At 65.7% G+C, this 25,583-nt stretch carries 25 protein-coding genes and 1 tRNA gene; 12 read left to right on the forward strand and 14 right to left on the reverse strand.

The genetic code is table 11. From position 1 onward, the window contains the following. Positions 1–5: 5 nt before the first annotated feature. The 3 genes from JY500_RS17515 to JY500_RS17525 are packed head-to-tail and all read right to left on the reverse strand — an operon-like array spanning position 6 to position 4,138. On the reverse strand, positions 6–2,285 hold the full coding sequence (locus JY500_RS17515; RefSeq protein ID WP_172204860.1) for a substrate-binding and GGDEF domain-containing protein: 2,280 nt from the start codon (positions 2,283–2,285) through the stop codon (positions 6–8). A 36-nt stretch (positions 2,286–2,321) separates the two neighbouring features. After that, entirely contained in the window at positions 2,322–3,104 is a 783-nt protein-coding gene (locus JY500_RS17520; RefSeq protein ID WP_172204862.1) for a LytR/AlgR family response regulator transcription factor, read from the reverse strand. Beyond that, complete coding sequence (locus tag JY500_RS17525) at positions 3,101–4,138, reverse strand: sensor histidine kinase (protein ID WP_206253985.1); 1,038 nt, start codon at positions 4,136–4,138, stop codon at positions 3,101–3,103. The genes JY500_RS17520 and JY500_RS17525 overlap by 4 nt, the downstream gene beginning before the upstream one ends. 88 nt (positions 4,139–4,226) lie before the next feature. Here JY500_RS17525 and argH point away from each other — a divergent pair, with 88 nt between their 5' ends. The 6 genes from argH (at position 4,227) to JY500_RS17555 (ending at position 9,703) form a co-directional block, all read left to right on the forward strand. After that, on the forward strand, positions 4,227–5,639 hold the full coding sequence (gene argH / locus JY500_RS17530; RefSeq protein ID WP_206253986.1) for an argininosuccinate lyase: 1,413 nt from the start codon (positions 4,227–4,229) through the stop codon (positions 5,637–5,639). A 5-nt stretch (positions 5,640–5,644) separates the two neighbouring features. Further along, positions 5,645–6,535, forward strand: coding sequence for a fructosamine kinase family protein (locus tag JY500_RS17535; protein ID WP_206253987.1), 891 nt, complete (start codon positions 5,645–5,647; stop codon positions 6,533–6,535). 229 nt (positions 6,536–6,764) lie between these two features. Beyond that, on the forward strand, positions 6,765–7,391 hold the full coding sequence (locus JY500_RS17540) for a hypothetical protein (protein WP_172204870.1): 627 nt from the start codon (positions 6,765–6,767) through the stop codon (positions 7,389–7,391). 13 nt (positions 7,392–7,404) lie between these two features. Continuing rightward, positions 7,405–7,659: an HPr-rel-A system PqqD family peptide chaperone gene (locus JY500_RS17545; protein WP_172204872.1), complete on the forward strand. Its 255-nt coding sequence runs from the start codon at positions 7,405–7,407 to the stop codon at positions 7,657–7,659. Then, a complete protein-coding gene (locus JY500_RS17550) occupies positions 7,656–8,582 on the forward strand; it encodes an HprK-related kinase A (RefSeq protein ID WP_206253988.1) in 927 nt (308 codons plus the stop codon). The genes JY500_RS17545 and JY500_RS17550 overlap by 4 nt, the downstream gene beginning before the upstream one ends. After that, entirely contained in the window at positions 8,579–9,703 is a 1,125-nt protein-coding gene (locus JY500_RS17555) for a nucleotidyltransferase domain-containing protein (RefSeq protein WP_206253989.1), read from the forward strand. Before JY500_RS17550 ends, JY500_RS17555 begins: the two co-directional genes overlap by 4 nt. 54 nt (positions 9,704–9,757) lie before the next feature. Here the strand turns inward: JY500_RS17555 and grxD are convergent, their stop codons facing one another. From grxD to hemA, 4 genes are all read right to left on the reverse strand, one after another. After that, positions 9,758–10,084 (reverse strand): Grx4 family monothiol glutaredoxin, encoded by a 327-nt coding sequence (gene grxD / locus JY500_RS17560; protein ID WP_172204878.1) that lies wholly within the window; start codon positions 10,082–10,084, stop codon positions 9,758–9,760. 90 nt (positions 10,085–10,174) lie between these two features. Then, entirely contained in the window at positions 10,175–11,002 is an 828-nt protein-coding gene (prmC, locus tag JY500_RS17565) for a peptide chain release factor N(5)-glutamine methyltransferase (RefSeq protein WP_206253990.1), read from the reverse strand. 79 nt (positions 11,003–11,081) lie between these two features. Beyond that, positions 11,082–12,164, reverse strand: coding sequence for a peptide chain release factor 1 (gene prfA / locus JY500_RS17570; protein WP_206253991.1), 1,083 nt, complete (start codon positions 12,162–12,164; stop codon positions 11,082–11,084). A 39-nt stretch (positions 12,165–12,203) separates the two neighbouring features. Beyond that, positions 12,204–13,454: a glutamyl-tRNA reductase gene (hemA, locus tag JY500_RS17575; RefSeq protein ID WP_206256530.1), complete on the reverse strand. Its 1,251-nt coding sequence runs from the start codon at positions 13,452–13,454 to the stop codon at positions 12,204–12,206. A 222-nt stretch (positions 13,455–13,676) separates the two neighbouring features. On the opposite strand from hemA, the gene JY500_RS17580 reads away from it, so the two are divergent. The 5 genes from JY500_RS17580 (at position 13,677) to JY500_RS17600 (ending at position 18,180) form a co-directional block, all read left to right on the forward strand. Continuing rightward, entirely contained in the window at positions 13,677–14,354 is a 678-nt protein-coding gene (locus JY500_RS17580) for a response regulator (RefSeq protein ID WP_172204884.1), read from the forward strand. After that, the gene (locus tag JY500_RS17585; RefSeq protein WP_206253992.1) at positions 14,347–15,738 is read left to right on the forward strand and encodes a sensor histidine kinase; all 1,392 of its coding nucleotides are present in this window, start codon (positions 14,347–14,349) and stop codon (positions 15,736–15,738) included. The genes JY500_RS17580 and JY500_RS17585 overlap by 8 nt, the downstream gene beginning before the upstream one ends. Positions 15,739–15,803: 65 nt before the next feature. Continuing rightward, positions 15,804–16,376 carry a cytochrome b gene (locus JY500_RS17590; protein ID WP_206253993.1) on the forward strand — a complete coding sequence of 191 codons (573 nt, stop codon included), beginning with the start codon at positions 15,804–15,806 and terminating at the stop codon, positions 16,374–16,376. 46 nt (positions 16,377–16,422) lie between these two features. Then, entirely contained in the window at positions 16,423–17,793 is a 1,371-nt protein-coding gene (locus tag JY500_RS17595) for a cytochrome C (protein WP_206253994.1), read from the forward strand. 15 nt (positions 17,794–17,808) lie between these two features. Beyond that, positions 17,809–18,180: a c-type cytochrome gene (locus JY500_RS17600; protein ID WP_206253995.1), complete on the forward strand. Its 372-nt coding sequence runs from the start codon at positions 17,809–17,811 to the stop codon at positions 18,178–18,180. Positions 18,181–18,262: 82 nt separating this feature from the next. On the opposite strand, the gene JY500_RS17605 is transcribed toward JY500_RS17600, so the two are convergent. The 4 genes from JY500_RS17605 to JY500_RS17620 are packed head-to-tail and all read right to left on the reverse strand — an operon-like array spanning position 18,263 to position 21,921. Then, positions 18,263–18,685, reverse strand: coding sequence for a (R)-mandelonitrile lyase (locus tag JY500_RS17605; protein WP_246479674.1), 423 nt, complete (start codon positions 18,683–18,685; stop codon positions 18,263–18,265). 51 nt (positions 18,686–18,736) lie between these two features. Next, entirely contained in the window at positions 18,737–20,182 is a 1,446-nt protein-coding gene (locus tag JY500_RS17610) for an MFS transporter (RefSeq protein WP_206253996.1), read from the reverse strand. Beyond that, on the reverse strand, positions 20,179–20,763 hold the full coding sequence (locus tag JY500_RS17615; RefSeq protein ID WP_206253997.1) for an NAD(P)H-binding protein: 585 nt from the start codon (positions 20,761–20,763) through the stop codon (positions 20,179–20,181). Before JY500_RS17615 ends, JY500_RS17610 begins: the two co-directional genes overlap by 4 nt. A 9-nt stretch (positions 20,764–20,772) precedes the next feature. Further along, positions 20,773–21,921 (reverse strand): iron-containing alcohol dehydrogenase, encoded by a 1,149-nt coding sequence (locus JY500_RS17620; protein ID WP_206253998.1) that lies wholly within the window; start codon positions 21,919–21,921, stop codon positions 20,773–20,775. A 139-nt stretch (positions 21,922–22,060) separates the two neighbouring features. Between JY500_RS17620 and JY500_RS17625 the strand changes: the two genes are divergently transcribed. Further along, entirely contained in the window at positions 22,061–23,029 is a 969-nt protein-coding gene (locus JY500_RS17625) for a LysR family transcriptional regulator (RefSeq protein ID WP_206253999.1), read from the forward strand. A gap of 58 nt (positions 23,030–23,087) precedes the next feature. Here the strand turns inward: JY500_RS17625 and JY500_RS17630 are convergent. From JY500_RS17630 to JY500_RS17640, 3 genes are all read right to left on the reverse strand, one after another. Next, positions 23,088–23,163: transfer RNA gene (locus JY500_RS17630), tRNA-Phe, on the reverse strand. A gap of 132 nt (positions 23,164–23,295) precedes the next feature. Continuing rightward, positions 23,296–25,200 (reverse strand): solute symporter family protein, encoded by a 1,905-nt coding sequence (locus tag JY500_RS17635; protein ID WP_172204905.1) that lies wholly within the window; start codon positions 25,198–25,200, stop codon positions 23,296–23,298. A 3-nt stretch (positions 25,201–25,203) separates the two neighbouring features. Next, entirely contained in the window at positions 25,204–25,524 is a 321-nt protein-coding gene (locus JY500_RS17640) for a DUF485 domain-containing protein (protein ID WP_172204908.1), read from the reverse strand. Positions 25,525–25,583 lie beyond the last annotated feature (59 nt).

Consider the following 25,583-nt stretch of genomic DNA (forward strand, 5'->3'; position numbering starts at 1 on the left):
CCCCGCTAGACCCCGGTATGCCAAGCGGCGCCCTTGCGGCGCCGTTTTTCTTCGTACAACACGCTGTCGGCGCGCGCGAGCAGATCCTCCAGCGAAACCGGCACGCCCGGCGGCGACACTACATAGCCAAGGCTGCAAGCCAGTGGGAAGGGCAAGTCCTGGCTGGCCCGCTCGAACAAACGGTAGATCCGTTCGCGCATCGCGCTGAGTGCGTCCGGGTCGGCGTTCGCAGTCAGCACGACGAACTCGTCGCCACCAATGCGGCCGATCAGGTCGGCCGAGCGGAAACCGCGACGCAGCACTTCGCCGGCTTGGCGGATCGCAACGTCACCGGCTGCGTGGCCATGGCGGTCATTGATCGGCTTGAGCCCATCGAGGTCGGCGAAGATCACTGCGGTCGCAAGGCCATCCGCACTCAGCATGTCCGCACGCAGGCGCGCCTCGGCGAGGAAGCCGCGTCGGTTCAGGAGCCCTGTCAATTCGTCGCGATGCGCGATGTCAGCCAGCTCACGCTGGCCCTGCCGCGCCTGTGCGAGGTCGCTGCGTAGCGCATCGCGCGCGGCGGCGAGCTCCGATACCAGCAACGACGCCTTCAAGGCCGACGACACCTCGTCACGAATCGTTTCCCACGGCCCACCCGCAACCGGGTCGACGCTGAACACGATGAAGCCGAAGTGCTCGGCGCCGTGGAAGACCGGGTAGACGATCAGCGAAGTGCTATCCGCCGCCAAGGCCCAGGCATCGGCCGGCAGCACGTCGTGCGTACGGAAGCGTTCGCCGTTCAGCGACGGGCGCTCACGCCCGCCGATGAAGGCGTAAAGCAGGCGCGCCTCACCCGGCAGGTCGAAATCGTCGAGGCTGGAAATGCGCGCCTCACCGCTGTAGAGCGCAATGCAGCAGGTATCGAGACTGAGATCCGCCAGCGCCTCCGAGAGGTGTTCCAGGAGCTTCTGCAAGTCGAAGGTGGCGATACGTGTTTTGAGCAGGTCGCGAAAAGCCAGCGCGCGTTCGCTGTGCAACCGATGGCGCGCTTGTTGTGCGACGTCCTGCAGCCCCGCCAGCGCAATCTGCGCCTGTTGCAGCCAGCGGGCAACCGCGGCCCAGGCCTCCGGCGCCAGGCCGCGCGGCTCGATCAGCCAGCGCTGCGCCGCGACCAGCAACGCCTGCAGCCCGTAGACATGGCCCTCCGCCGCAAGCACGTCGCGCGCAACGGTCTGCACCGCCGCCAGCAGCGGCTGAAAGTCCTGTTCCGCCAAGGCTCTCGCGAGGCCCTGCTCGACCAGAAGGCTCGCTGCCCGATAGTTGGCCTCGTGCTCAGGCGCCACCGCCAGTTCTTCCAGCATGCCGGCAAGCCGCACATCCAGTTGCGCAGCGAAGGTCTCCGGTCGGGCGTAGAAGCCACCGCAGCCACAGGATTGCCGGCGCACCAGCCGTGTCGGCACACGCGTCAGCGGCGTGACCTCCGCGCCGCCGATCCGCTCGATCAGTTGCGCGACGGATGCGCGCGCCAGCGCATAGTGCGACTGGTTGATGGTCGTCAGCCCCACGCCAAGGCGGCCCGCGGCGAGGATGTCGTCGAAACCGCCGAAACGAAGCTGCTGCGGCACATGCAGGCCATGATCCACCGCGCAGGCCATCGCCCCCAAGGCCATGTCGTCATTCGCGGCGACCACCGCATCAACCGTAGCGCCGCGCTCCAGCAGTGCACTCATCGCTGCGCGCCCGCTCGCCTGCGTGAAGTTGCCCTGCAACAACAGATCGGGATCGACCTCGATCCCCGCATCCGTGCAAGCGTCACGCCAAGCAGCCAGTCGTGCCTCGGCCTCCGCTTGCCCTGCCGGGCCGGCAATCATCGCAATGCGGCGGCAGCCATGCTCCTCGATCAGGTGCGACATCAGCGCACGGAATCCACCGTGGTTGTCGTTGACGACGCTGGGCACGACCTGCGACGCAAACCCCAGGCAAAGCGTCGGCACCTTGGGCAGAGTGGCGAGGAAGTTGTCGAGCTGCGTTGCGTTCAAGTGGTACTGCAAGGTGGTGCCGATCACCAGCAGGCCGTCGAAGGCCGTGGCGTCAGGCAAGCGGAATACCAGATTGAACTGCCGGTCGAATTCGGCCGACGCCGCCGGCGGATGCCCCGGCAGGAAGACCGTGCGCGCGCCGCGCAGGCGCGCCTCGTCGATGATGCCGGCAACCAGACGCAGCGCAACAGCGGTATCAATATCAGCCGCGAGAATGCCCAGCGTGAGCGGACGCTGTCGGGGGGTGGGGGCTTGTGCGTTCACGGGGCTATCAACGGCCGCAAAGTGGGGGGCTTGAAGTCATGGGCGCTCATCGCCTGCGCCACCCAGCAAGGCGGCACGCACGGTTGGCCACTGGCGGCGGCTGACTGCGAGCTTTTCGTCGAGGCCGTTGATCTTCACCAGCCAGTGCTCGGCGGCTTCGTCGCGCTCGAATCCAGCGACAGCCGCCCGCGCGATCAAGCAGTTGCGGTGGATGCGCACGAAGCGCTCCGGGAATTCCTGTTCCAGCTGCACCAGCGATTCGTCGAGCAGGTACTCGCGCTCGACGGTGCGCGCGGTGACGTATTTGAGTTCGGCCTTGAGGAACAGCACATCGGTTACAGGAATGAGCGCAATCCGGCCGCGCTCGCTCACCGAGAAATGCCGTCGCGGTTCGGCGATGCGATCAAGTGCCTCACGCGCCACCGGCAGGCTTGCACGCACTTTCGCCAGCGCCGCCTCAAGCCGCTGCGCCCTCACCGGTTTGAGCAGGTAGTCGATCGCATTCAGATCGAAGGCGCTGACCGCGTATTGGTCGTAGGCGGTGACGAACACGATGCGCGGCGGCGACGCGAGCCTTGCCACGTGCTGCGCGAGTTCGATGCCGTCCATCCCCGGCATGCGGATATCCACCAGCAGCAGGTCAACCTGTTGCGCCGTGAGGAATCTCAGTGCCTCGTGCCCGTTGGCGGCCATGCCGACAATACGGGTGGGCTGCGTCGCGGCGACGTCACCCAGCAAATCCCGCAGGCGCTCGCGTGCAGGCGCCTCGTCATCCACGATCAGCACGTTCAGCACCGCCAGCACTTCCTGCCCGCTCATGCCCGCCCCTCCCTGCGCAAAGGCAGACAGATGCGGACGCGGTAACGGCCATCCTTCACGCCACTGTCCATCTGCGCCTCGATATCGAAAAACAGCATCAATCGCTCCCGGATGTTGGCCTGAGCCATGCGATTACCTTGTTGTTGACGAGTCTCCGCCTGAACAGGGTTATCTACCTCGATCACGAGTTCCCGCCCGCGTTGCGCGATGCGCACTTGGATCTCGCCGGGCGTCGGGGACGGCTCAATGCCGTGATACACCGCGTTCTCGATCAGCGGCTGCAGCATCAGCGGCGGCACCTTGGCATCAAGTGGGCAATGCCGCAGATCCCACACCACTTTGAGGCGATCCCCCAGCCGCAGCCGTTCGAGGTCGAGGTAGCGATTCGCCAGTTCGATCTCATCGCCCACCGTCACGAGATCACGGTTCTCGCGCATCAGGCTGCGGAACAAATCCGCCAGCGACTCCAGCGCTTGCTCAGCACGGCGCGGATCGGACCGCATCACACCCAGCACCCCGTTGAGGCTGTTGAAAAAGAAGTGCGGCCGGATGCGCGCGTTCAACGCCAGCACGCGCGCCTCGGACAGCGCAGGTGTCGCCAGCGCCGCGCGCCAGTGGAAGTACGCCATCAACAGCGCGCCACTGCCGGCCGCCCAGAGGCTCCAGCGCCACAGATCGGCACGTTCGGCGAGCGACGAAAGCAGCGGAAAGGTCGCCAGCACCGATACAACGCCGACCGCGACGAGCAACATAGTCGCCTTGCGATAGGTCTGCGACGCAATCACTGGCGCCAGCATGTAGGCCAGCAAGAGCCCCAGCATCAGCGGCAATTCCAGCAGGCCCGCCATCGCCAACGCCTCGCGCATCAGCGCATCGCCGGGCACGCCGCGCAACGCCACCGTCACCAGCCCCATCAGGTTGACGCCCAGCAGGCCGCGCAACATCACACCGAGGTTGCGAAAATCAGGCGGCGCCACTGCGTTACCGCGTGTCGCCGGGCCGGACTGCTTGGGCTTTTGCCGTATACTTGCCATCGTGTCCCGCGGCGCGCCGCCGCACTTTTCCCCGCCTGAGCCGCGCCACTTCCCAGCGCCGCACGGGTGCTCATGGATTCCCGCGATTATGACAGAGCGTTCACAACCCTCGCACGCCGAAACCGGCGATGCCAAGGCCTGGTCTGGCCGATTCAACGAACCGGTGTCGGATCTCGTCAAGCGATTCACCGCATCGGTGTTCTTCGACTGCCGCATGGCCGAGCAGGACATCCGTGGTTCGCTCGCGCACGCGAAGATGCTCGCCAAGCAAAACATCATCGGCGCGCAGGACCTCGCCGACATCGAGCGTGGCATGGCGCAGATCCTCGACGAGATCGCCGCCGGCAAGTTCGAATGGAGCCTTGATCTCGAAGACGTTCACCTGAACATCGAGCGCCGCCTGACCACGCTGGTCGGTGACGCCGGCAAGCGACTGCACACCGGCCGTTCGCGCAACGACCAGGTGGCCACCGACATCCGCCTGTGGCTGCGCGACGCGGTCGACCAGGCCATCGAACTGCTCGGCAACTTCCAGCGCGCGCTGTGTGATCTGGCCGAACAGCACGCCGCAACACCGATGCCCGGCTTTACGCACCTGCAAGTGGCGCAGCCAGTGACCTTCGGCCACCACCTGATGGCCTACGTCGAAATGGCGCGCCGCGACGCCGAACGCCTGGTCGACGCCCGCCGCCGCGTCAACCGTCTGCCGTTGGGCGCCTCGGCGCTGGCCGGCACCAGCTACCCGATCGACCGCGAATTCGTCGCACGCGAGCTGGGCTTCGAGGCCGTCTGCGAGAACTCGCTCGACGCCGTGTCCGACCGCGATTTCGCAATCGAATTCACCGCCGCCGCCGCACTGGTGATGACCCACCTGTCGCGCCTGTCGGAAGAATTGATCCTGTGGATGAGCCCGCGCGTGGGCTTCATCGATCTGGCCGACCGCTTCTGCACCGGCAGCTCGATCATGCCGCAGAAGAAGAACCCGGACGTCCCCGAACTCGTGCGCGGCAAGACCGGCCGCGTAAATGGCCACCTCGTCGGCCTGCTGACCCTGATGAAGGGCCAACCGCTGGCCTACAACAAGGACAACCAGGAAGACAAGGAGCCGCTGTTCGACACCGCCGACACGCTGATCGACAGCCTGCGCATCTTCACCGACATGGTCTCAGGCATCCGGGTGAAGGCCGACGCGATGCGCGACGCACTCAAGCAAGGCTTTGCCACCGCCACGGAACTGGCCGACTACCTTGTCAAGCGCGGCCTGCCCTTCCGCGACGCGCACGAAGCCGTCGCCCGTGCGGTGCGCGAAGCCGAAACCCGCGGCTGCGATCTGCCCGATCTGCCGCTCGACGTGCTGCGCAGCTTCTCGAACCTGGTTGCAGAGGACGTCTACCAAGTGCTGACAGTCGAAGGTGCGCTGGCCGGCCGCAACCACATCGGCGGCACCGCCCCCGAGCAGGTTCGCGCCGCGATCGCCCGCGCGCGTAACCGCCTGGGCTGACCCGCATGGAGGCCTCGCTCGCCGCGGCTGTCGAAGAGGCTGCACGCGGCGCGCTCGGCACGGCGTTCCGCGTCACGAGCGCCGAACCCGCCTCCGGCGGCACACATCGGAATTGGATCGTCGGGAGCGCGGCGCGGCGCGTCTTCGTGAAGACCGGCGCAGCGACGAACCTTGCGCTGTTTGATGCTGAGGTCGATGCGCTCTCCGCCATCGCCGCGACGGGCGCGATCCGCACGCCGGCGATAGTGGCCAGTGGCGCGAGCGAAGCGCATGCATTCCTGATTCTCGAACACCTGCCGCTGCGCCCAATGCAAGCAGCCGACGCCCCTCGCTGCGCAGCGGCACTGGCGCAGCTACACAGCACCGTCGGCGAACATTACGGCTGGCGGCGCAACAACTTCATCGGCCAATCGCCGCAAGACAATTCACCACGCGCCGACTGGCCCGCATTTTTTGCACACCAGCGCCTTGCGCCGCAGTTCGCCGAAGCCGCGCGACGCGGTTACCGTGGCGACCTTCAGAACCACGGCGAACGCATCATCGACAAGATCGGCGCATTCTTTCTGGAGCGCCGCCCCGAACCGGCACTGCTGCATGGCGACCTCTGGGCCGGCAACATCGCGGTAACCGCAGAGGGAGAGCCGGTCGTTTTCGACCCTGCGACCTACTTCGGCGATCGAGAAGCCGATTTTGCAATGAGCGAACTCTTCGGCGGCCTGCCCGAGCGCTTCTACCTCTCCTACATGCAAGCCGCGCCGCTCGCCGAGGGCTACCCGCAACGACGCACGCTCTACAACCTCTATCACATGCTCAACCACCTCAACCTGTTCGGCGCGAGCTACTTGCGCCAGGCTGAGCGCATGGCGCGCGAACTGTCGGAATACCTGCGACGCTGAGTAAGGAATCGTCGGCGCATTTGACATCCTGCCGCTCCCGCTCACGGCCCGCACCACACCAGCAACGCAACGCACTGTTTTTTATTGGTTTTTTATTGAATCGCCGCCAAGCACGTTTCTTGCATGGTTAGCTGCAACCCATTGCATCCTGCTGTCAGGCCGTGACCAATTTGCACGAATTGGCAGTGAGTGCCTGACAGAATGCAACATGACCTCCAGGATCGAGACCATGTCGAACCACGAAAACATGCCTAGCGCTGACCATCCCGCCCAGTCACCCGACCGTGCAGAATCGGGCGTATCTGAAGCACGGCGCCGGTTGCTGGTACGCGGCGGCATGGCCACCGGCCCGATCATCCTGACGCTGACCAGCCGGCCCGTCCTTGGCGGCCTGAACCCGGGTGAGTGCATTTCGCCCTCGCAAACGCTCTCGGGCGCGCTGAGTCACCGCGGCACCAAAGTCGGAACCTGTAACGGGCGCTCGCCCGGTTACTGGAAGAACTGCAGCGCCGGCAACTGGCCGATTCCGCAATCGACGCCCTTCCACTCGATCTTCGTTGTCGGCACGATTGCCGGCAGCCGCCTGTTCAATCCAGACGGCTCGATGATGACGATGCTTCAGGTGCTCAATCTGCTGGGCTATGAAGATCCGTACAAGGTCGCGTTCCACTGCATCGGCGCCTACCTGAACATCCTCAAGGGCCTGATCGATCCGAAGGCACTCACCGCCGAAGGCGTGATCGCAATCTGGCGCGAATGGGCGCTCAACGGCAAGTACGTGCCCTATGCTGGCGCGACGCCGTGGACCGGCACCGACATCGTCAATTACCTCAAGAACAACTACATCTCGCCGTAAGCGCGGGCCCCGCATGCAGGACGCCAGTCCACGTTGGGTCAGTCACCACTGGCCCGACGGTTCCGTTTTCTACGATCGCCAGACCGGCGCGACGCACGCGCTGTCGCCGCTCGCCGCGGAAGTGCTCGCCTTGCCAGCCGCCGCGCGCTACGATGCGGCGCAGGCAGCGGACGCCATCGCCGGTTTGCTATCGCTGCCGTGCTCGCCTGAACTCACCGACAACGTGTCTCAGGCACTTGACCAACTCCGCCGCATCGAACTGATTTGATCGCTACGCTCCGCGTTACAGACCTGAACGAAGCAGATCTGTCGGCGCGCCTGTCCGGCGACGGTCTCTGGCTCACCAGCGGCCCCCTGACACTGCACATCCGCAGCCGCGAGCCGGTCGTGTGCAAAGCCGTGCAGACGCTTTACGCTGATCACGCGCTGGCGCCAAACGACTTTGCAGATTTCCATGTGCAGGTGGGTCGCGTCTCCGGACTCCGCGCCTGGATACGGCCGCAGGTTCAGTTTCACCTTGACGGCCGCACACCGTTCAAACCGCTGCCACACGCGCAGAGCTTTGCGATGCTCGAGTGGGGCATCAACTGGTGCATCGCAACCTATTGCCACCAGTTTCTGGTGATCCACGCTGCGGTCGTGGAACGCAACGGCTTGGCCGCCATCCTTCCAGCCCCCCCGGGCTCTGGCAAAAGCACGCTGACCGCTGCGCTGATCCAACGCGGCTGGCGTTTGTGCTCGGACGAACTGACCTTGCTCGACCCGGTTGATGGGCGCGTCGTCGCGCTGGCCCGCCCGGTGAATTTGAAGAACAGTTCGATCGACATCATTCAGCAGTTCGAGCCGTCGGCAAGTTTCGGCCCCGAATGCCCCGACACCCACAAAGGCCGCGTCGCGCACTTGCGGCCACCGCGCGACAGCGTTGCCCGAATGCATGAACGTGCGCTACCCCGCTGGATCATCTTCCCGCAGTGGGAGGCGGGTGCAGCGCTGACGATGAAACCCTTGCCGCGAGCGGAAGGCTTCATCCAGCTGGCGGAGAACGCCTTCAACTACAGCATGCTCGGCGAGACTGGCTTCCGCACCTTGGTCGACACGGTGGATCGAAGCGACTGCATCGCGCTGCGCTACAGCCGGCTGGACGAAGCAATTGCCGCCTTCGACCGCCTCGCTGACGAGGCCCGGCCATGATTCGCGACGCCCTGCTGCCACTGCTGCGGGCGCCCGAATGCGCCGCGCGACTTTCGCTACGCGAGTGGGATGACGTGATCCGCCAGGCGCGCAACGCGAACCTGAGCGCTCGCATCGCCGCCGATCTCGAAGCCCACGAGTTGCTCGACGCGGTACCGCCCGGCCCGCGCCAACACCTCATCGCCGCGCGTGCGGTCGGCGCTCGGCAACGCATTGCTTCCTTGGCCGAGATAGATCGGGTACGCCGCGCGTTGGACGAATGCGGCATCCGCCTGGTTTTGCTGAAGGGCGCGGCTTATCTCGCGGCCAACCTGCCGGCGTCACGCGGTCGGGTTTTCGGTGACATCGACCTGCTGGTGCCTAAAGCTGCATTGCCGGACACCGAGTCGACGCTGCTGCGCCACGGCTGGATCAGTTCGCATCTGAACGCCTATGACCAGCGCTACTACCGCCAGTGGATGCACGAGCTGCCGCCGCTTCGCCACGTCAACCGCGGCAGTTCGCTGGATGTGCATCACAACATCCTGCCGCTCACCGCACGCCATCCACCTGACCCCGCGCTGCTGCTGGATCAGGCCGTGCCGGCCGCCGCCACGCCAGGCGTCTGGGTGCTGGCACCGGCCGACATGGTGTTGCACAGCGCCTGCCACCTGTTCCATGAAGGCGAACTGGACAACGGCATGCGCGATCTCGTGGATCTGGACGGCCTGCTGCGACACTTCGCAAGTCAGGGCGCTTTCTGGCAATCGCTGGAAACGCGCGCTATCGCGCTGAACCTGCAACGCCCGCTGCGCTATGCCTTGCACATGTGCTCGGTGATGCTTGCCACGCCAATCCCGCCGACGACACTCGCCTTCGGTGGCCGTTGGCCCAGCGATACGCGCGAGCGCCTGCTCGAACAGCTCTACCTGCGGGGGCTGCGGCCAAACGACCCAACCGCTGGCGACGCATGGACACCACTCGCACGTCAGCTTCTATACCTGCGCGGGCACTGGCTGCGGATGCCACCGCATCTGCTGACGGCGCATCTGGCGCGCAAGGCGTGGCGCAACTGGAGCGGCCACAGTGACGATGACGAGGCGCCAGCGCCCGACGCCATCAAACCCGATCGACAACTGTAGGCCGCAAACGAAAACGGCGACCCGAAGGTCGCCGTTTTCGTTCAGCAGCGCCAATCAGGCGCTGACGATTCCCGCTTCCTGCAGCATCTGCTGAAGCTCGCCGGACTGATACATCTCTTTCATGATGTCGCAGCCACCGACGAATTCTCCCTTGATGTAGAGCTGCGGAATCGTCGGCCAGTTTGCGTATTCCTTGATGCCTTGGCGAATGTCGTCGTCGGTCAGGACGTTCACCGACGCATACTGCGTAACGCCGAGCAGCTTGAGGATCTGCGCAGCGGTCGCGGAGAAACCACACTGCGGGAACTGCGGCGTGCCCTTCATGAAGAGCACCACCGGGTTCTCGGTGACCGTCTGGTGGATGATGTCTTGCACGCTCATGTAAATTCCTTCGGCTAAGTCAGAATACCTGACTGATTCAATCAGGTATGTAGTCTAGAAAAAACCGCGCACCGGGTCAAATCAAGCCGTTCAAACCGGCCGTCGTCCCAGCGTCACGCGGTCGTTGTCGCCCAGATCCTTCAGCGTCACGCAATCGGTATAGCCCGCCGCCAGCATCAATGCGCGCACGGCATCGCCTTGATCGTAGCCATGCTCGAACAGCAACCAGGCGCCCGGCTTCAGGCAAGCCCAGGCTTCGGTCGTGATGATGCGGATATCGCTGAGTCCGTCCGGGCCCGAGGCCAGCGCGCCGGGCGGCTCGAAGCGCACGTCGCCCTGCGCGAGATGCGGGTCTTCGGCGGCCACGTAAGGCGGGTTGGACGCGATCAGATCGAAAACCTCGCCTTGCACCGGCGTGCACCAGGGCCCTTCAAACCAGCGTACCTGAGCGCCCAGCCGTTCCGCGTTCTCGCGCGCAACCGACAGCGCGGCAGCGGAGACATCGACTGCCGACACCTGGGCATGCGGCGCTTCCAGCGCAATCGTGATCGCAATTGCGCCGCTGCCGGTGCCGAGATCGAGCACGCGGGGGGCACCGTCCGGCAGGTGTAGCAGCGCTTGTTCGACAAGTAGCTCGGTGTCAGGGCGCGGGATCAGCACCGCCGGTGACACACGAAAGACGCGGCCATAGAACTCGCGTTCGCCCAGCAGATAGGCAACCGGCTCCCCGGCTTCACGCCGAGCAATCCAGTCGACAAAACACTGCGCCGCAACGTCGCTCAGCGGACGCTCCGGAAAGCCGACGATCGTGGCTGCGCGCTCCCCGCTCGCTTCGCGCAACAGCAACCGCGCTTCGGAAGCCGGCACTCGCCCGTGCGCCAAGGCCAGCGCGTCGCCCAGCGTTACGGGAAGGCTCATTGGTGGGCGCCTCGCCAATCGTATGCGCAGCGCACCGCGGGACGGTTATCGCTCGCTCGCGCTGGCCAGCCCTGCGCGCTCACACAACCTCGGTCAGCGCGGCCAATTGTTCGGCCTGGTGTTCGCGCGTGAGGGCGTCGATCAGTTCGTCCAGATCGCCTTCCACCACCATGTCCAGCTTGTGCAGCGTGAGGTTGATGCGGTGGTCGGTCACGCGGCCCTGCGGGTAGTTGTAGGTGCGGATGCGTTCTGAGCGGTCGCCGCTGCCGATCAGGCTCTTGCGATGCGCAGCCTGCTTGCTCGCCTGCTCGCGGACTTGCGCGTCCTTGATCCGCGCCGCCAGCACCGACATCGCCTGAGCCTTGTTGCGATGCTGTGAGCGGTCGTCCTGACACTCGACGACGATGCCGGTCGGCAAATGGGTGATGCGCACCGCGGAATCGGTTTTGTTGATGTGCTGGCCGCCGGCGCCGCTGGCGCGGAAGGTGTCGATACGCAGATCGGCCGGATTGATCTCGACGTCAGCAACTTCGTCGACTTCCGGCAGGATCGCGACGGTGCACGCGGAGGTGTGGATGCGGCCCTGCGTTTCAGTGACCGGCACGCGCTGCACACGATGCCCGCCGGACTCGAACTTCAACTTCGAGTAGGCGCCGTCGCCGACGATGCGCGCGATCGCCTCCTTGTAGCCTCCGAGATCCGATTCATTCACCGACACGAGTTCGACGCGCCAGCCCTGGCGTTCCGCATAGCGGGTGTACATCCGCAACAGCACGCCGGCAAACAGCGCAGCCTCTTCGCCGCCGGTACCCGCGCGCACTTCGAGGAACAGGTTGCGGGCGTCGTTCGGGTCCTTCGGCAGCAACGCGAGTTGCAGGTCGGCATCCAGGCGCGCGATCGCGCCGCGCGCCGCATCGATCTCTTCCTGCGCAAAGGCCTTCATGTCGGGATCGCCCAGCAGATCCTGCGCGGCCCGCAGGTCGCCTTCGGCACGCAGGTAGTCGCGCCACAGCGCCACCACCGGCGAAAGTTCAGCATGCTCGCGGTTCAGGCGACGATAGCGATCGAGGTCGCTGGTGACATCCTCGCTGCCCAGCATCTGGTCGAGTTCTTCCAGACGGTGCACGAGCTGTTCGAGTTTTTCCCGGATACTGGGTTTCATGGTGTCTCGGCAAAGCGGCGGCGCGTGCCCCGCTCAGCGCTAGGAACGATCGAGATTGAACAGGCGACGCACGAACTCGGCAGCTTCGCCGACCTGCTCGCCGTCCGCGCGGTTGAGGAATTGCGTCGGGCCATGCATCAGCTTGTTGGTGATGCCCTGCGACAGCGCTTCGAGCACGGCCTGCGGATCTTCGCCGCGCGCCAGGCGCGCCATCGCGCGCTCGAGTTCGGCCTGCCGAACTGCGTCGGCGCGGCTGCGCAGTGCGCGGATCGCCGGCACCGCATCGCGCGCCTCGACCCAGTGCAGGAAGTGGGATACCTGATCGGTGATGATCGCCTCAGCCTGCACCACGGCCTGCTGGCGCGACTCGACGCCCGCTTCGACGACCTGCGCAAGATCATCGACGGTGTAGAGGAACACATCGTCGAGCTTTGCGATTTCGGCTTCGATATCGCGCGGCACAGCCAGGTCGACCATCACCATTGGGCGATGGCGGCGTTGCTTGAGCGCACGTTCGACCATGCCCAATCCGATGATCGGCAAGGGGCTCGCGGTGCAGCTCACGACCACGTCGTAACGGCCGAGGACGTCCGGCAAGGCGTCGAGCGTAAGGGCGTCGCCCGCGAAACGCGCGGCAAGCGCCTCGGCACGGGCCGGCGTGCGGTTGGCAATGGTCAGCTGGCGCGGGCGGCAACCGGCGAAGTGCGCAGCGCAAAGCTCAACCATCTCGCCCGCGCCGACGAACAGCACGCGCTGCTCTTCAATCGTCGAGAAGATCCGCTCTGACAAACGCACCGCGGCGGCGGCCATCGACACGATGTTGGCGCCGATCGCGGTGGTCGAGCGGACTTCCTTCGCGACCGAGAAAGTGCGCTGGAAGAGCTTGTGCAGCAGCGTGCCAAGCGTGCCGGCCTCTTCGGCCAGCCGCGCTGCCTGCTTCATCTGGCCGAGGATCTGCGGCTCGCCCAGCACCATCGAATCGAGGCCGGACGCAACGCGGAACATGTGCCGCACGGCGGCGTCGTGCTGCAGCGTGAAGAGATGCGGCGAAATCTGCGACAACGCAACGCGGTGGAAATCCGCCAACCAGTCGGCCACGGCTTCGGGCGTTTCGGTCGCACAGTACAACTCGGTGCGGTTGCAGGTCGACAAGATCGCCGCCTCGCGCACCGGACGTTCGCGTACCAGGCGTGACAAAGCCTCCGACAGCCCGTCGGGCTGAAAAGCCACCTGTTCACGCAGGGTGACCGGCGCGGAATGGTGATTGAGGCCTAGCGCAAACAGTTGCATCGAATCGGGCTGGGTCTGGAACCGTGTCAATTACATCACTGGGGCCCGGCGGGGGAGAAGCTCGCCCAGCCGATTTGCTTGAGCCAATTCAAGCAACCGCCCGGGGCCATGGACCAGGATCACGTAACGTTACAGTTTACCATCCGGCACCGCATCGTCGGCATTCGGCTTACGCGGCACTATCTGCGCCGGCAGGCATCAAGGCAGGGGCTCGGGAGAACCATGCGCATTCTGTTGATCGAAGACGACGAGATGGTCGCCGCGGGGATTTCCGAAGGCCTGCAACGTCACGGATTCGAGCTTGACCGCCTGGCCTCGGCCGAACACGCGATACCCGCGCTGGCCGCGGTTGCCTACGATCTGGCAATCGTCGATCTGGGCCTGCCGGGCGTCGACGGCATGGCGCTGATCCGTGAGATGCGGCGGCGTGGCCATGCGCTGCCGGTGCTTATCCTGACCGCACGCGACCGGCTCGAAGACCGTGTGGAGGGCCTCGAAGGCGGCGGCGACGACTACCTGACCAAGCCCTTCATGCTGCCGGAGCTGGTGGCGCGGGTCCGCGCGCTGATCCGCCGCAGCCGCGCATCGTCCAGCTCCGAACTGGCATTCGGCGCGTTGCAGCTGGACCTCGGTCAGCGCACCGCCGCCTGCGCGGGCCGCACGCTGGATCTGACCGGGCGTGAGTGGAATGTGCTGGAGCAGATGATGCTGGCCGCACCGCGCGTAGTCGCAAAGCAGAAACTCGCCGACAGCCTCAGCCGCTGGGACCGCGAGATCACCGACAACGCGGTGGAGATCTACGTCTCACGCTTGCGCAGCAAGCTGGCGGATAGCGGCGTCGTGATCCGCACTGTGCGCGGCATAGGCTACCGGCTTGAAACGGAGCGCAGTGATGCATGAGCGTCGCGCACCACTTGCCCTGCGCGGGCGCCTCTTGGCGGTGCTGGCACTGCCGCTGCTGGTACTGATGGTGATCGGCACTGTCGCTGACTACCGACAAGCGTCGCGCGTTGCCAACGAAGCCTACGACCACTCGCTCGCCAGCACCGCGGTGGCGCTCGCCTCGCGGCTGGACGATGAAGACGGCGATGTCGACGTCGACCTGCCGAAGCAGGCGGAAGCGGTGCTGCGAGCGGACAGCGTAGACAAGGTCTTCCTGCTGGTGGCCGATCCGCAAGGCCGCATCCGCGCCGGAGACAAGGAGTTGCTGCCGTTTGTCGCCGATGTGGAATCCCCCACACCCGCGTTCCGCACACTGCGCATCGGGCACGACAAGGTGCGCGTAGCCGCGCTGCGGCATCGCACCGGCCGCACGGTCGCAACCGTGGTGGTTGCCGAGACGCTGCTCAAGCGCGAGCGCGCCGCACGCCAGATCGTCGTCACGACGATCCTCGCCAACCTGGCGCAGACGCTCGCGGCGCTAGCGATCCTGTTCTTCGGTGTGCGCTATGCGCTGCGCCCGCTCGACGCCGTGTCTGAGCAGGTCGCCAGACGCTCGCCGGACAAGCTTGATCCGATTCCGGACGACGACGCGCCGCGCGAAATCCGCCCGCTGCTCGCTGCGATCAATCGCCTGATGCACTCGCTGAGCGAGGCTGGCATCGCCCAGCGCGCGTTCATCTCGAATGCCGCACATCAATTGCGAACGCCCATCACCGGTCTGCAAACGCAACTGGAGCTGGCCGCCGATTCACTGCCCGCAGAGGCCCGCCCCCGCATTGCTCGCTTGCTCGCGGCCACCTCGAAGCTGGCCCACCTGACCCACCAGCTGCTCGCGCTTGCGCGATCGGCCCCTGAAGCCACCGACCCGGCGCGCCACCAGATCGTGGCGCTCGATCAATTGCTGGAAGAGGCGGCGACCGACTTTGTCGACCGCGCGCTCGCACACCAGATCGACCTCGGCTTCGCCCCCGCCCCCGCCGCAGTGCGGGGCTCGCAATGGCTGCTGAAGGAACTGCTCGCCAACCTGATCGACAACGCCTTGCAGTACTGCCCGCCTGGCGCGCATGTCACGGCACGCTGCGGCAGCGCCGCCGACGGCAGCGCCTGGCTGGAAGTGGAAGACGACGGACCGGGCATCCCCGAATCGCTGCGAGAGCGGATCTTTGAACGCTTCTTCAGGCTCGCGACCGACCAGGAGCAGGGCTCCGGCCTTGGGCTCGCGATCGTCAAGGAGGTCGCACTGCGGCACGGTGCCGAGGTTCAGGTGCTGACGCCGGCGGGCGGCCAAGGCGTGTGCTTCCGCATCCGCTTTCCGCAACAGGTGCTTGCAATCGGCGGCTAACGCCGACAGGTTTCCGAAAGCTTGCAACCGCTAGGGTCCGGGGTGTCTCACTCTGGAGCCCCGGCATGCAAGCCCAAACCTTCACGCTCGACGACGCTGGCCCCGCAACCGCCGGGCACGCCGCGTCGATCAAGTTCTTCCACTGGGCAACCGTCATCGCAATCGTTGCCGCCGCCGCAGCGGTGCTGCTACGCGAGCTGATCGACGACAAGACCCTGCGTCTGATCCTGATCGAAACCCACCGCAGCTTCGGCGTTGTGGTGTTGATGCTGATGGCGGGCCGCCTCGTCGCGCGCCGCGTCAGCGGCCACGCCAGCGCCGCGCAGGATCTGGGCCCACTGCCGCGTATCGGCGCGGCGCTGACGCATCTGGCGCTGTACGGGCTGATGGCGGGCCTGCCACTGCTGGGCTGGGCGCTCACCAATGCGAACGGCAAGGCGGTGCGCCTGCTCGGGCTGATCGAATTGCCGCGCATCGTTGCGGCCGATCTTGACCTCGCAGACAGCCTCGCCGACTGGCACCTGCGCGCCGCCTGGGCGCTGCTGATCATGGTGCTCGCACACGCGGGCGCAGCCCTTTGGCACCACTTCTTCCGCCGCGACGCCGTACTCGTCGCGATGCTGCCGCGGCGCCGCTGAGCGCAGCCCAATCACCTGTTTTCTGCAAACCCACAAGGGGATCTCGATGCAAGTATTCACTTCGCTCGCCCGTGCGCTCGCCCGCCGCGGGCGTCTGTTGCGATGGCTGGCCGCCGGCACCATTGCCGCAGCCGTCGCCCAACCCGCCCTGGCCCTGCCCAGCTTTGCGCGCCAGACCGGCATGGAATGCGCCGCCTGCCACGTCGGCGCCTACGGCCCGCAACTCACGCCGGCCGGCATCCGCTTCAAGCTGAGCGGCTATACCGACAGCGACGGACAGGGCAGCAAGATTCCGCTCTCCGCGATGCTGGTCGGGGGCTTTGACCGCACGGCCAAGGATCTGACCGATCCGCCCACCGAGCACACGAAGACCAACAGCAACGCCGTTGCACAGGAGGTCTCCGTTTTCCTCGCCGGCCGGCTCGCCGACAAGCTCGGCGCGTTCGTGCAGACGACCTATGCCGGCGCCGAACGCAAGACCGCGATCGACAACGCCGAGCTGCGCGCGGCGGATACCTTCAGTGTCGGCGGCAAGGATCTGATCGCCGGGCTTTCGTTGAACAACAACCCGACCCTGTCCGATCCGTTCAACACCGCGCCCGCCTGGCGCTTCCCGTACATGGCGACGGAGCTCGCGCCGGCGCCAGCGTCGCCGCTGATTGCCGGTGGCCTCGGCCAACATGTGCTGGGGGTCTCCGCCTACGGCATGTACGACAACCACTACTACGCCGAGCTTGGCACCTACAAGGCGCTGTCGGCATCGACGCTCGACAAACTCGGGCTGCAGGATGAAGTCGGCCGTCTCACGCCCAACGCTTACTGGCGCCTCGCCTATTTCGGCGACCTGAAGAAGCAGGCCTACCACGTCGGCCTGTTCGGTCTCAACGCGGGCGTGCAGCCTGATCGTGTGCAAGGCCCGGCCAACCGCTACAACGACATCGGCGTCGATGCGTCCTACCAGTTCCTCGGCACCCGCGAGCACATCGGCACCGTGTACGCGAGCTACATTCACGAGAAGCAGAAGCGTGATGTGGCGTACGCCAACGGCGAAGCAGAGAACCAGAGCGGCACGCTGAAGGAAATGCAGCTCAACGCGTCCTACTACTACGACCAGACCTGGGGGCTCACCGCCAGCACCTTCCGCACCAAGGGCAGCAGCGATGCGCTGCTGTACGCCCCGGCGCCGGACATGGGTAGCGCGACCGGCTCGCCCAACACCACCGGCTACATGCTGCAGGCGGACTGGACGCCGTGGGGCAAGGAATCGTCCTGGGGGTCGCCGTGGGCGAACCTGCGCCTGGGCGCCCAGTACACCTGGTACACCCGCTTCAATGGAGAGAGCAACAACTACGACGGATACGGCCGCAACGCGCGTGACAACAACACGCTCTACCTGTTTGCCTGGACCTCGTTCTGAGCCATGGAGCCAAAGATGAAGACCACCCGTTCAATCCTCGCCGCGCTGCTGCTTGCGGTGAGTGGCGGCCATGCACTCGCGGCGGACGCCAAGCATGGCGCCGACGTGTTCGCGGAAAACTGCGCCGAGTGTCACAGCGTGAAGGAAGGCAAAAACAAGAAGGGGCCGTCGCTGTTCGGCGTGGTCGGCCGCAAGGCCGGCACCGTGCCCGACGTCGCCTACTCCGACGCGATGAAACAATCCGGCATCAGCTGGACGCCCGACAAGATCGACGCCTACGTCACCGACCCGCGCAAGGCGGTGCCCGGCGGCAAGATGAAGTTCGACGGCCTGCCGAATGCGGCCGAGCGCGCCGACCTGATCGCTTACCTCTCCACGCTGCACTGAGCTGAACCGATTGTAGCCAGACCGCGTTACGCCGGGCCCCGCCCGGCGTTTTTCATTGCACCACCGCTGCGACCCAGCGTGCTCAGCCGGCGTATTCAGCGTCGCTGACCTTCTCCATCCAGCTGACGACGCTACCCGCCTGCTGCTCCTGGATCGCGATGTGGCTCATGCCGGTGGTGGGCGCTGCGCCATGCCAGTGCTTCACGCCGGCCGGGATGCTCACCACGTCGCCAGGGCGGATCTCCTGCACCGGGCCGCCTGCCTGCTGCACGCGGCCGCAGCCGGCGGTGACGATCAGGATCTGCCCGAGCGGATGGGTGTGCCAGTCGGTTCGCGCGCCGGGCTCGAAGGTCACCAGCCCGCCCGAAGCGGCGGCCGGTGCGAGCGCCGCGAACAGCGGGTCGACGCGCACGCGGCCAGTGAACCAGTCGGCCGGCCCGGCGTAGGACGCCTGCGAGCCAGCGCGAGCTACGGTGACGGCGGGGGGCATGTTGGTGTGTTCCATGGTGTTTTCCTTTCGTGGATCACGCGTTGCGTACTGCGCCACTCAGCCGCGTCAGGCGGACCGGGAGGCGGGTGTCGTGGAAGTCGCCGGCGCCGAGGGCCGCGCCGGGTCGAAACAGACGTAGCGGGCCGATACCAGCAGGGCAGTCAGCAGGAAGCCTGCCGCCGCCAGCAGCGCGAGCCCGGTGCGCTGCGCCATGCCGGCTGCGTCATGGACCGGCGCCCCCCCGCCGACGTTCGCGCCCGCATACACGACCACCAGCAGAGCCAGCCCCAGCGAGGCACCAAGCTGGTGGGCCACGTTCAGCAGGCCGGACGCAGCGCCCGCATGGCGACTATCGACACCGGCGACGCCGGCCATCGTCAGCGGTGCGAGCACGCCGCCCTGCCCCAGCCCGATCAGCAGCATCGGCCCGACCACGCCGCCGAGATAGGACATCCGCTGCGCAGTAAGGCCCAGCCACAGCAGGCCGAGCACGCACAGCGACAGGCCCGCGAGCAGCAAGCGCCGCGCACCGAAGCGGCGCGACAGCACCGGCACGGAGACCGAGGACAGGAACTGCGGCAAGGTCACTGGCATGAAGGCCAGCCCCGCCTGCATCGGGCTGAAGTGCAGCGAGCCCTGCAGATACTGCGCGGTAAAGAACCAGAAGCCCGACATGCCGGCGAGGAACAGCAGCCGCGCGGCATAGGCGCCGTTGCGCCGCCGGTTGGTGAGCAGGCTCAGCGGCAGCAGCGGCTGCTGCGCCCGCGTCTCGATCCAGAGAAAGCTCGCCAGCAACGCAAGACCCGCTGCGATGCTGGTTTGCGTCAGCATCGAAGCCCAGCCCGCCTCAGCCGCCTCGACGATGCCGAACACCAGCGCACCCATGCCCAGGGTGGAGCTCAGCGCGCCGGCAAGATCGAAGCGCCCCGCGTGGCGCGGCGTCTCGCGGATGTGACGCAGGCTGCCGGCGATGAGTGCGGCGCCGATCGGCAGGTTGATGAAGAAGCCCGCGCGCCAGGAGACCAGGTCGGCCAGCACGCCGCCTAGCACCAAGCCCAGCGTCGCGCCGATGCCGGCCGCGGCGGCGTACCAGGCCAGTGCGCGGGAGCGCTCATGACCTTCCTCGAAATGCGTGGCGATCAGCGCCAGTGTGGAGGGCGCCAGCACCGCGGCACCGAAGCCTTGCACCGCGCGGAAGGCGATCATCCAGGCCGGCGATTGCGCGGCGCCGATTGCCAGCGAGGCGAGCGTGAAGATCGCGAGCCCCGCGATGAACATGCGCCGCCGTCCGAGGATATCGCCAGCGCGTGCGCCAAGCAGCAGAAAGCCCCCGAAGGCGAGCGTGTAGGCATTCTGGATCCAGGACAGGCCGGCCGGCGTGAAACCCAGCGCCGCCTGAATCTTCGGCAGACCGGTCAGCACGATCGAGATGTCGATCACGATCATCAGGTAGCTCGCCATGATGATGGCGAGCACCGCGCCGCGACGGATGGGGTGTGCCGTGTGCGTCATGCCGCGCTCACACCAAGGCTACGACGCACTTCCAGGCCCGGCGTCAGCGCGAGCTTCACGATCAGATCCGAAAGACTCGCGAGCGAAACGTCGTGGCCGCGGAAGGGCTCAGCCTTCTGCGTGATCTGGTAGCTGACGCGCGTGTCGCGGGTGAACCAGCCCGGGCGCAGGATCGTGTAGTCCAGATCCGAGGCTTCGATCAGCGCCGCGGAATCGCGGTAGGGGTCCAGCACGCCGCGGTAGCGCTCGCCCGGCACTTCGCCGTAAATGCCCATCGAACTCACGAAGATCAGCCGTTTCAGACCCACGGCCTGCATCGCGGCGATGATGTTGCGCGCCTGAGCGGCCATGTCGCCAGCAAGGTTGGCATACACCACGTCCTGCCCCTGCATTGCCGCTTCGAGCGCGGCGCGGTCCAGCACATCGCCTTCGACGATGCGGACCCGCGCCGGGTCCGGGTTGGCAAGCCGCGCGGCACGGCGCAGGTAGAGCGTGAGCGCCACCTGCTCGTGCCGGAGCAGCACCGGGACCGTGTTGCGCGCGAGCTGGCCGTTTGCGCCGAGAACCAGAATCCGCGTCACGCCCGTTCCTTACAGTGCAGCCTTGAGAATCTCGGCCAGCACGTCCTGCGTGTAGATCTCTGCCAGGCCGAACCACTGCGCATTGCCCTGCAGGTTGTCGAGAATCGCGGGCAGGTCGGCTGCAGTGATGCCCAACTGCGACAGGCGCGTCGGCGTGCCGATCTTGTCGAACCACTGCTCCAGCGCGGCGATGCCCTGCTCCGCCGTGGCGAGGCCAAACACCTGCTTGGCGAAACGCTCGAACTGCGACGGGTTGCGGCCGTGGTACCACTTCATCCAGGCCGGCATCACGACCGACAGACCGGCTCCGTGCGGCACGTTGAACAGCGCCGACAGCGAGTGCTCGATCATGTGGTTCGGGTAGCCGAAGCCCGCGGTGCCGGCATAGGTGACACCGTTCAGAGCCAGCGTGGCGGCCCAGGCGAATTCGGCGCGGGCGTTGTAGTCCAGCGGATCGGCGAGCAGCGCATCGGTCGTTTCGATCACGGTGTTGATCACCGATTCGACCAGGCGCGACTGGATCTTCGGCTGCACCGTGGCGGTGAAATAGCCCTCGATCGAGTGCGCGATGATGTCGGCGGCGGAATACACGAGGTAGTCGCGCGACACGGTCTGCATCAACGCCGGGTTAACGATCGACACCTTCGGGAAGGTGTGCGGCGACTGGATCGCGAACTTTTCCTTCGTCACCTCATTGGTGACGACGGCGCCCGCGTTCATCTCGCTGCCCGTCGCAGCCAACGTGAGCACTGCGAACACCGGCAGCGCCGCTTCCACCGGCGCCTTGCGCAGGAACAGGTCCCACACGTCACCCTGGTACAGCGTGCCGGCCGCGATCGCCTTGGAACTATCGAGCACTGAGCCGCCGCCGACCGCGAGAACGGCCTCGACCTTGTGCTCGCGCGCCACGGTGATCGCTTCACGCACCTTCGACAGCAAGGGGTTGCTGACGATGCCGCCGCACTCGACGAAAGCGATGCCGTGCTTGTCCAGACTCTTGCTGATCGTTGCGAACAGGCCGTCGCGCTTGATCCGCTCGCTGCCGTAGGTCAGCAGCACCTTCTTGATGCCGTGCTCGGCCAGGATCTGCCCGGCGAGCTGTTCCTTGCCCTTGCCGAATTCAATGCGCGTCGGGTTGTAGAAGCTGAAGTTGTCCATCGAGATCTCCTTGAGGGGGCGCACGCGGGTTGCATGCCGATGGGACGAACTTTAGTCAGCCGATAAACATCAAACTAGACGCAAGAGCGTTGAATGATTTACAACCTATAGATGTAAATGCATTGAGCGGGGGTCACATATGTCCATCAACGAACTGCGCTCGATTACGACTTTCGTGCGCACGGCCGAGCTGGGTAGCCTGAGCCGCGCAGCCGAGGCGCAGCAGATCTCGCCGCAAGCGGCGAGCAAGGCGCTGGGGCAGCTGGAGGCCTACCTGGGCGTGCGGCTGTTCCATCGCACCACGCGCAGCATGTCGCTGACCGAGGAAGGCCAGCGTTTCCTCGAAGCTGCGCGCCCCTCGCTGATCGGCCTGCAGCAAGCCTTGTACGGCGCACGCCAGACCCGCGAGGAGATCGCCGGGCCGCTGCGCATCGTCGGCCCGCGCTCGGTGCTGCAGCCGGTGATCAGCCCGGTGCTGGAAGAATATTGCCGGCTCTACCCGGAAGTGCAGCCCGACGTGCAGCTCGACGACCGCATCGGCAACTGGGTGGAAGACCGCGTCGATGTCGGCTTCCGCATCGGATCTTCGCCGCAGGAAGGGCTGATCGCGCGCCGCCTGTTCCCGCTGCAGCTGATCATCTGCGCCGCGCCGACCTACCTGCGCAAGCATGGTCTGCCGGAAAGCCATCCGGCGCTCAACGGTCACCGCTGCAGTGTGTTCCGCCATCCGGGCAACGGTCGTCTGGTGCCCTGGCACATAAAGCTCGGCGACGCAGTCCAGGAATGTCCGGTGCCGCCCTCCTTCTGCACCAACGACGAGATCCTCGAATTGCGCACCGTGCTCGCCGGAGAAGTCATCGGCCAGCTCGCCGCGCCCACCGCCGCGCCGCATATCCGCGCCGGACGCCTGGTGCCCCTGCTGGTGGACAACGTGGCCGACGCCTACAGCCTGTTCCTTTACTACGGCAGCCGCACCGCCCAACCCGCGCGCGTGCGCCGCTTCATCGACCTGGTCGTCGATCGCCTGACCGACAGCACGGAATTCGTGCTCAGCCGCGAGGAACTCGCCAGCGCACAGACGCGATGGGTTGCCGGAAGTGTGAGATGAAGGCGTTTCAGACCCAGAAATGAAAACGCCCAACCGGTAAGGGTTGGGCGTCTGAATCTGGTGGCCAGAGGCGGAATCGAACCACCGACACGCGGATTTTCAATCCGCTGCTCTACCAACTGAGCTATCTGGCCGAAGAGCTAAGCATTTTAGCTGAGATATTCGGAAAGTCAAACACTTCGTGATTTTGGGGCGGCCCGCCGGCTCGTGACCAAAAAAACGCCCCTCCGCAGAGGGGCGAGAGATGGAGTGACACTAACTGTGTTCTAGTGCGCAACTGCCTTCGCGGCAAGGATGCCGGTGTTCTGGCGCACGTAGAGTTCGTCCCACATGTCCTCGGCGCGCTTGTCGCGGTAGAGCAGCGAGCCAAGAATCACAGCGAGGAAGCCGAGCGGAATCGAGATCAGGCCCGGGTTCTTCAACTCGAACAGCGGCTTTTCGAGACCGACGATCGAGGTCTCCTGACCTTCGACTTTCTTGAGGTCGTCGTTGGCCTTCTTCACCGCCTTGTCGAGCGCAGCCGTCTGCTTCGTAGCCTTGGCGGTGGAAGCCTCGTCAGCGGCGGCGACAAGCTTGGCGATCGCCGCACGCTTCTCGGCCTCACCGTCGAGCACCTTTTGCGCAGCGGCGCGCACGGCCTTCGGGTAGGTCATGTTCGGCGAGACCATCACGAGGCCGATCGCGGTGATCGTGCCGATGATCATGCCCGCCACAATTCCGCCGGTGTTGCAGCGCTTCCAGTACAGCGTCAGCAGCACGCACGGGAAGTTGGCCGAGGCGGCCACGGCGAAGGCGAGCGCAACCAGGTGGGCAACGTTCTGGCCCTTGGCGGCGATACCGATCACGATGGCCAGTGCGCCGACGAACACGGTAGCGATGCGCGCTGCGCGCACTTGCTCTGCCTGGCTGGCGTGACCACCCTTGACGACGCCGACGTACAAGTCATGCGCCACCGCAGAGGCCGCCGCGAGCACCAGGCCGGCAACCACCGCCACGATGGTGGCGAACGCGACCGCAGCCACAAAGGCCAGCATGAAGTTGCCGAGGAAACTGTTGCCGCCACCACCGACGAACTGCGCGAGCAGCGGTGCCGCCATGTTGCCGCCGGCATCGACCGCCTTGATGCCTTCCGGGCCAACCTTGATCGCGGAGCCCATGCCGAGGAAGATCGTCAGCACATAGAAGCCGCCGATGATCGCCATCGCCCAGATCACCGACTTGCGTGCCTCTTTCGCCGTCGGTACGGTGAAGAAGCGCATCAGGATGTGCGGCAGGCCGGCGGTACCGAAGACCAGCGCGATGCCGAGCGAGATCTGATCGATTGGCGCCTTGAAATAGAGGCCCGGCTCGAGGAAGCGTTGGCCCAGTTCAGCCGGCGACATGTTCTTCGCCGGATCGCCGAGCAGCGCGGCAACCTGCGCCTGCACCTTCGGATCCGCTACGACGGCATCGAGGAAGCCCGGCAGGCTGAAGCCGTACGGCGCCCACACGAAGGCCACCAGCACCAGCGATGCACATACCAGCAGCACCGCCTTGATGATCTGCACGTAGGTGGTTGCGACCATGCCGCCAAACAGCACATAGGCCAGCATCAGTACGCCAACGGTGATCACCGACACTTCGTAGTCGATACCGATCAGCGTCTTCACCAGCACACCGCCGCCGACCATCTGCGCGGTGAGGTAGAAGGTCGATACGGTGATGACCGAGATCGCGCCAACCACGCGCGTCTTCTTCGGATCGTTGCGGTAGGCGAGGATGTCAGCGAGCGTGTACTTGCCGATGTTGCGGCACGGCTCTGCGATCACCAGCAATACGGTGATGTAGGCCACCAGCCAGCCGACCGAGTACATGAAACCATCGTAGCCATAAAGGCTGATGAGACCCGCGATGCCAAGGAAGGATGCGGCGGACAGATAGTCACCGGCGATCGCCCAGCCGTTCTGCAGGCCCGAGACGCCGCCACCCGCGGTGTAGAAGTCCGACGCGGAGTGCACCCGCTTCGACGCTACGTAGGTCACGAACATCGTCAGCGCGATGATCGCCGCGAAAACGAGGAAGGTCAGCCAGCGCCATTCAGGCGCGACAGCACCCTGCGCGAGCGCAGGGCCGGCGGCCAGGACTGCGGCGAGACCGAGCGCACCCGGTAGAAGTTTGCTGCGCAATTCCATGGTTCAGCCCCCGATCCGTTCTGCTTCACGCACGAGCTCTTCCGCCATCGCGTCGAACTCGGTGTTGGCCTTCTTCGAGTAGTAGAAGGCGATGGTCCAGGCGACGATGAATTCCGACAGCGCGAACAGCAAGCCGACGTTCACCGGCCCGAAGACCTTGATCTTGTAGACATCCTGGAAATACGCTGCACCGATCGGCAGCAGGAAGTAGTACACGACCGAGAAGATCATCAACCCCATCAGGAATGACGTCTTTTTGGCGTGCAGTCGCTGGAACCGCGGGTCGGCGTCGATCGCCGCCCAGTTGATCGCCTTGCTGCTCATTGCCCCTCCTCCTTTTATTCGCGCTTGTCACAGCGTGATGGCGGAGGTTAGGCGCCGAG

This window comes from Niveibacterium microcysteis, from assembly GCF_017161445.1.
Classification (GTDB): domain Bacteria; phylum Pseudomonadota; class Gammaproteobacteria; order Burkholderiales; family Rhodocyclaceae; genus Niveibacterium; species Niveibacterium microcysteis.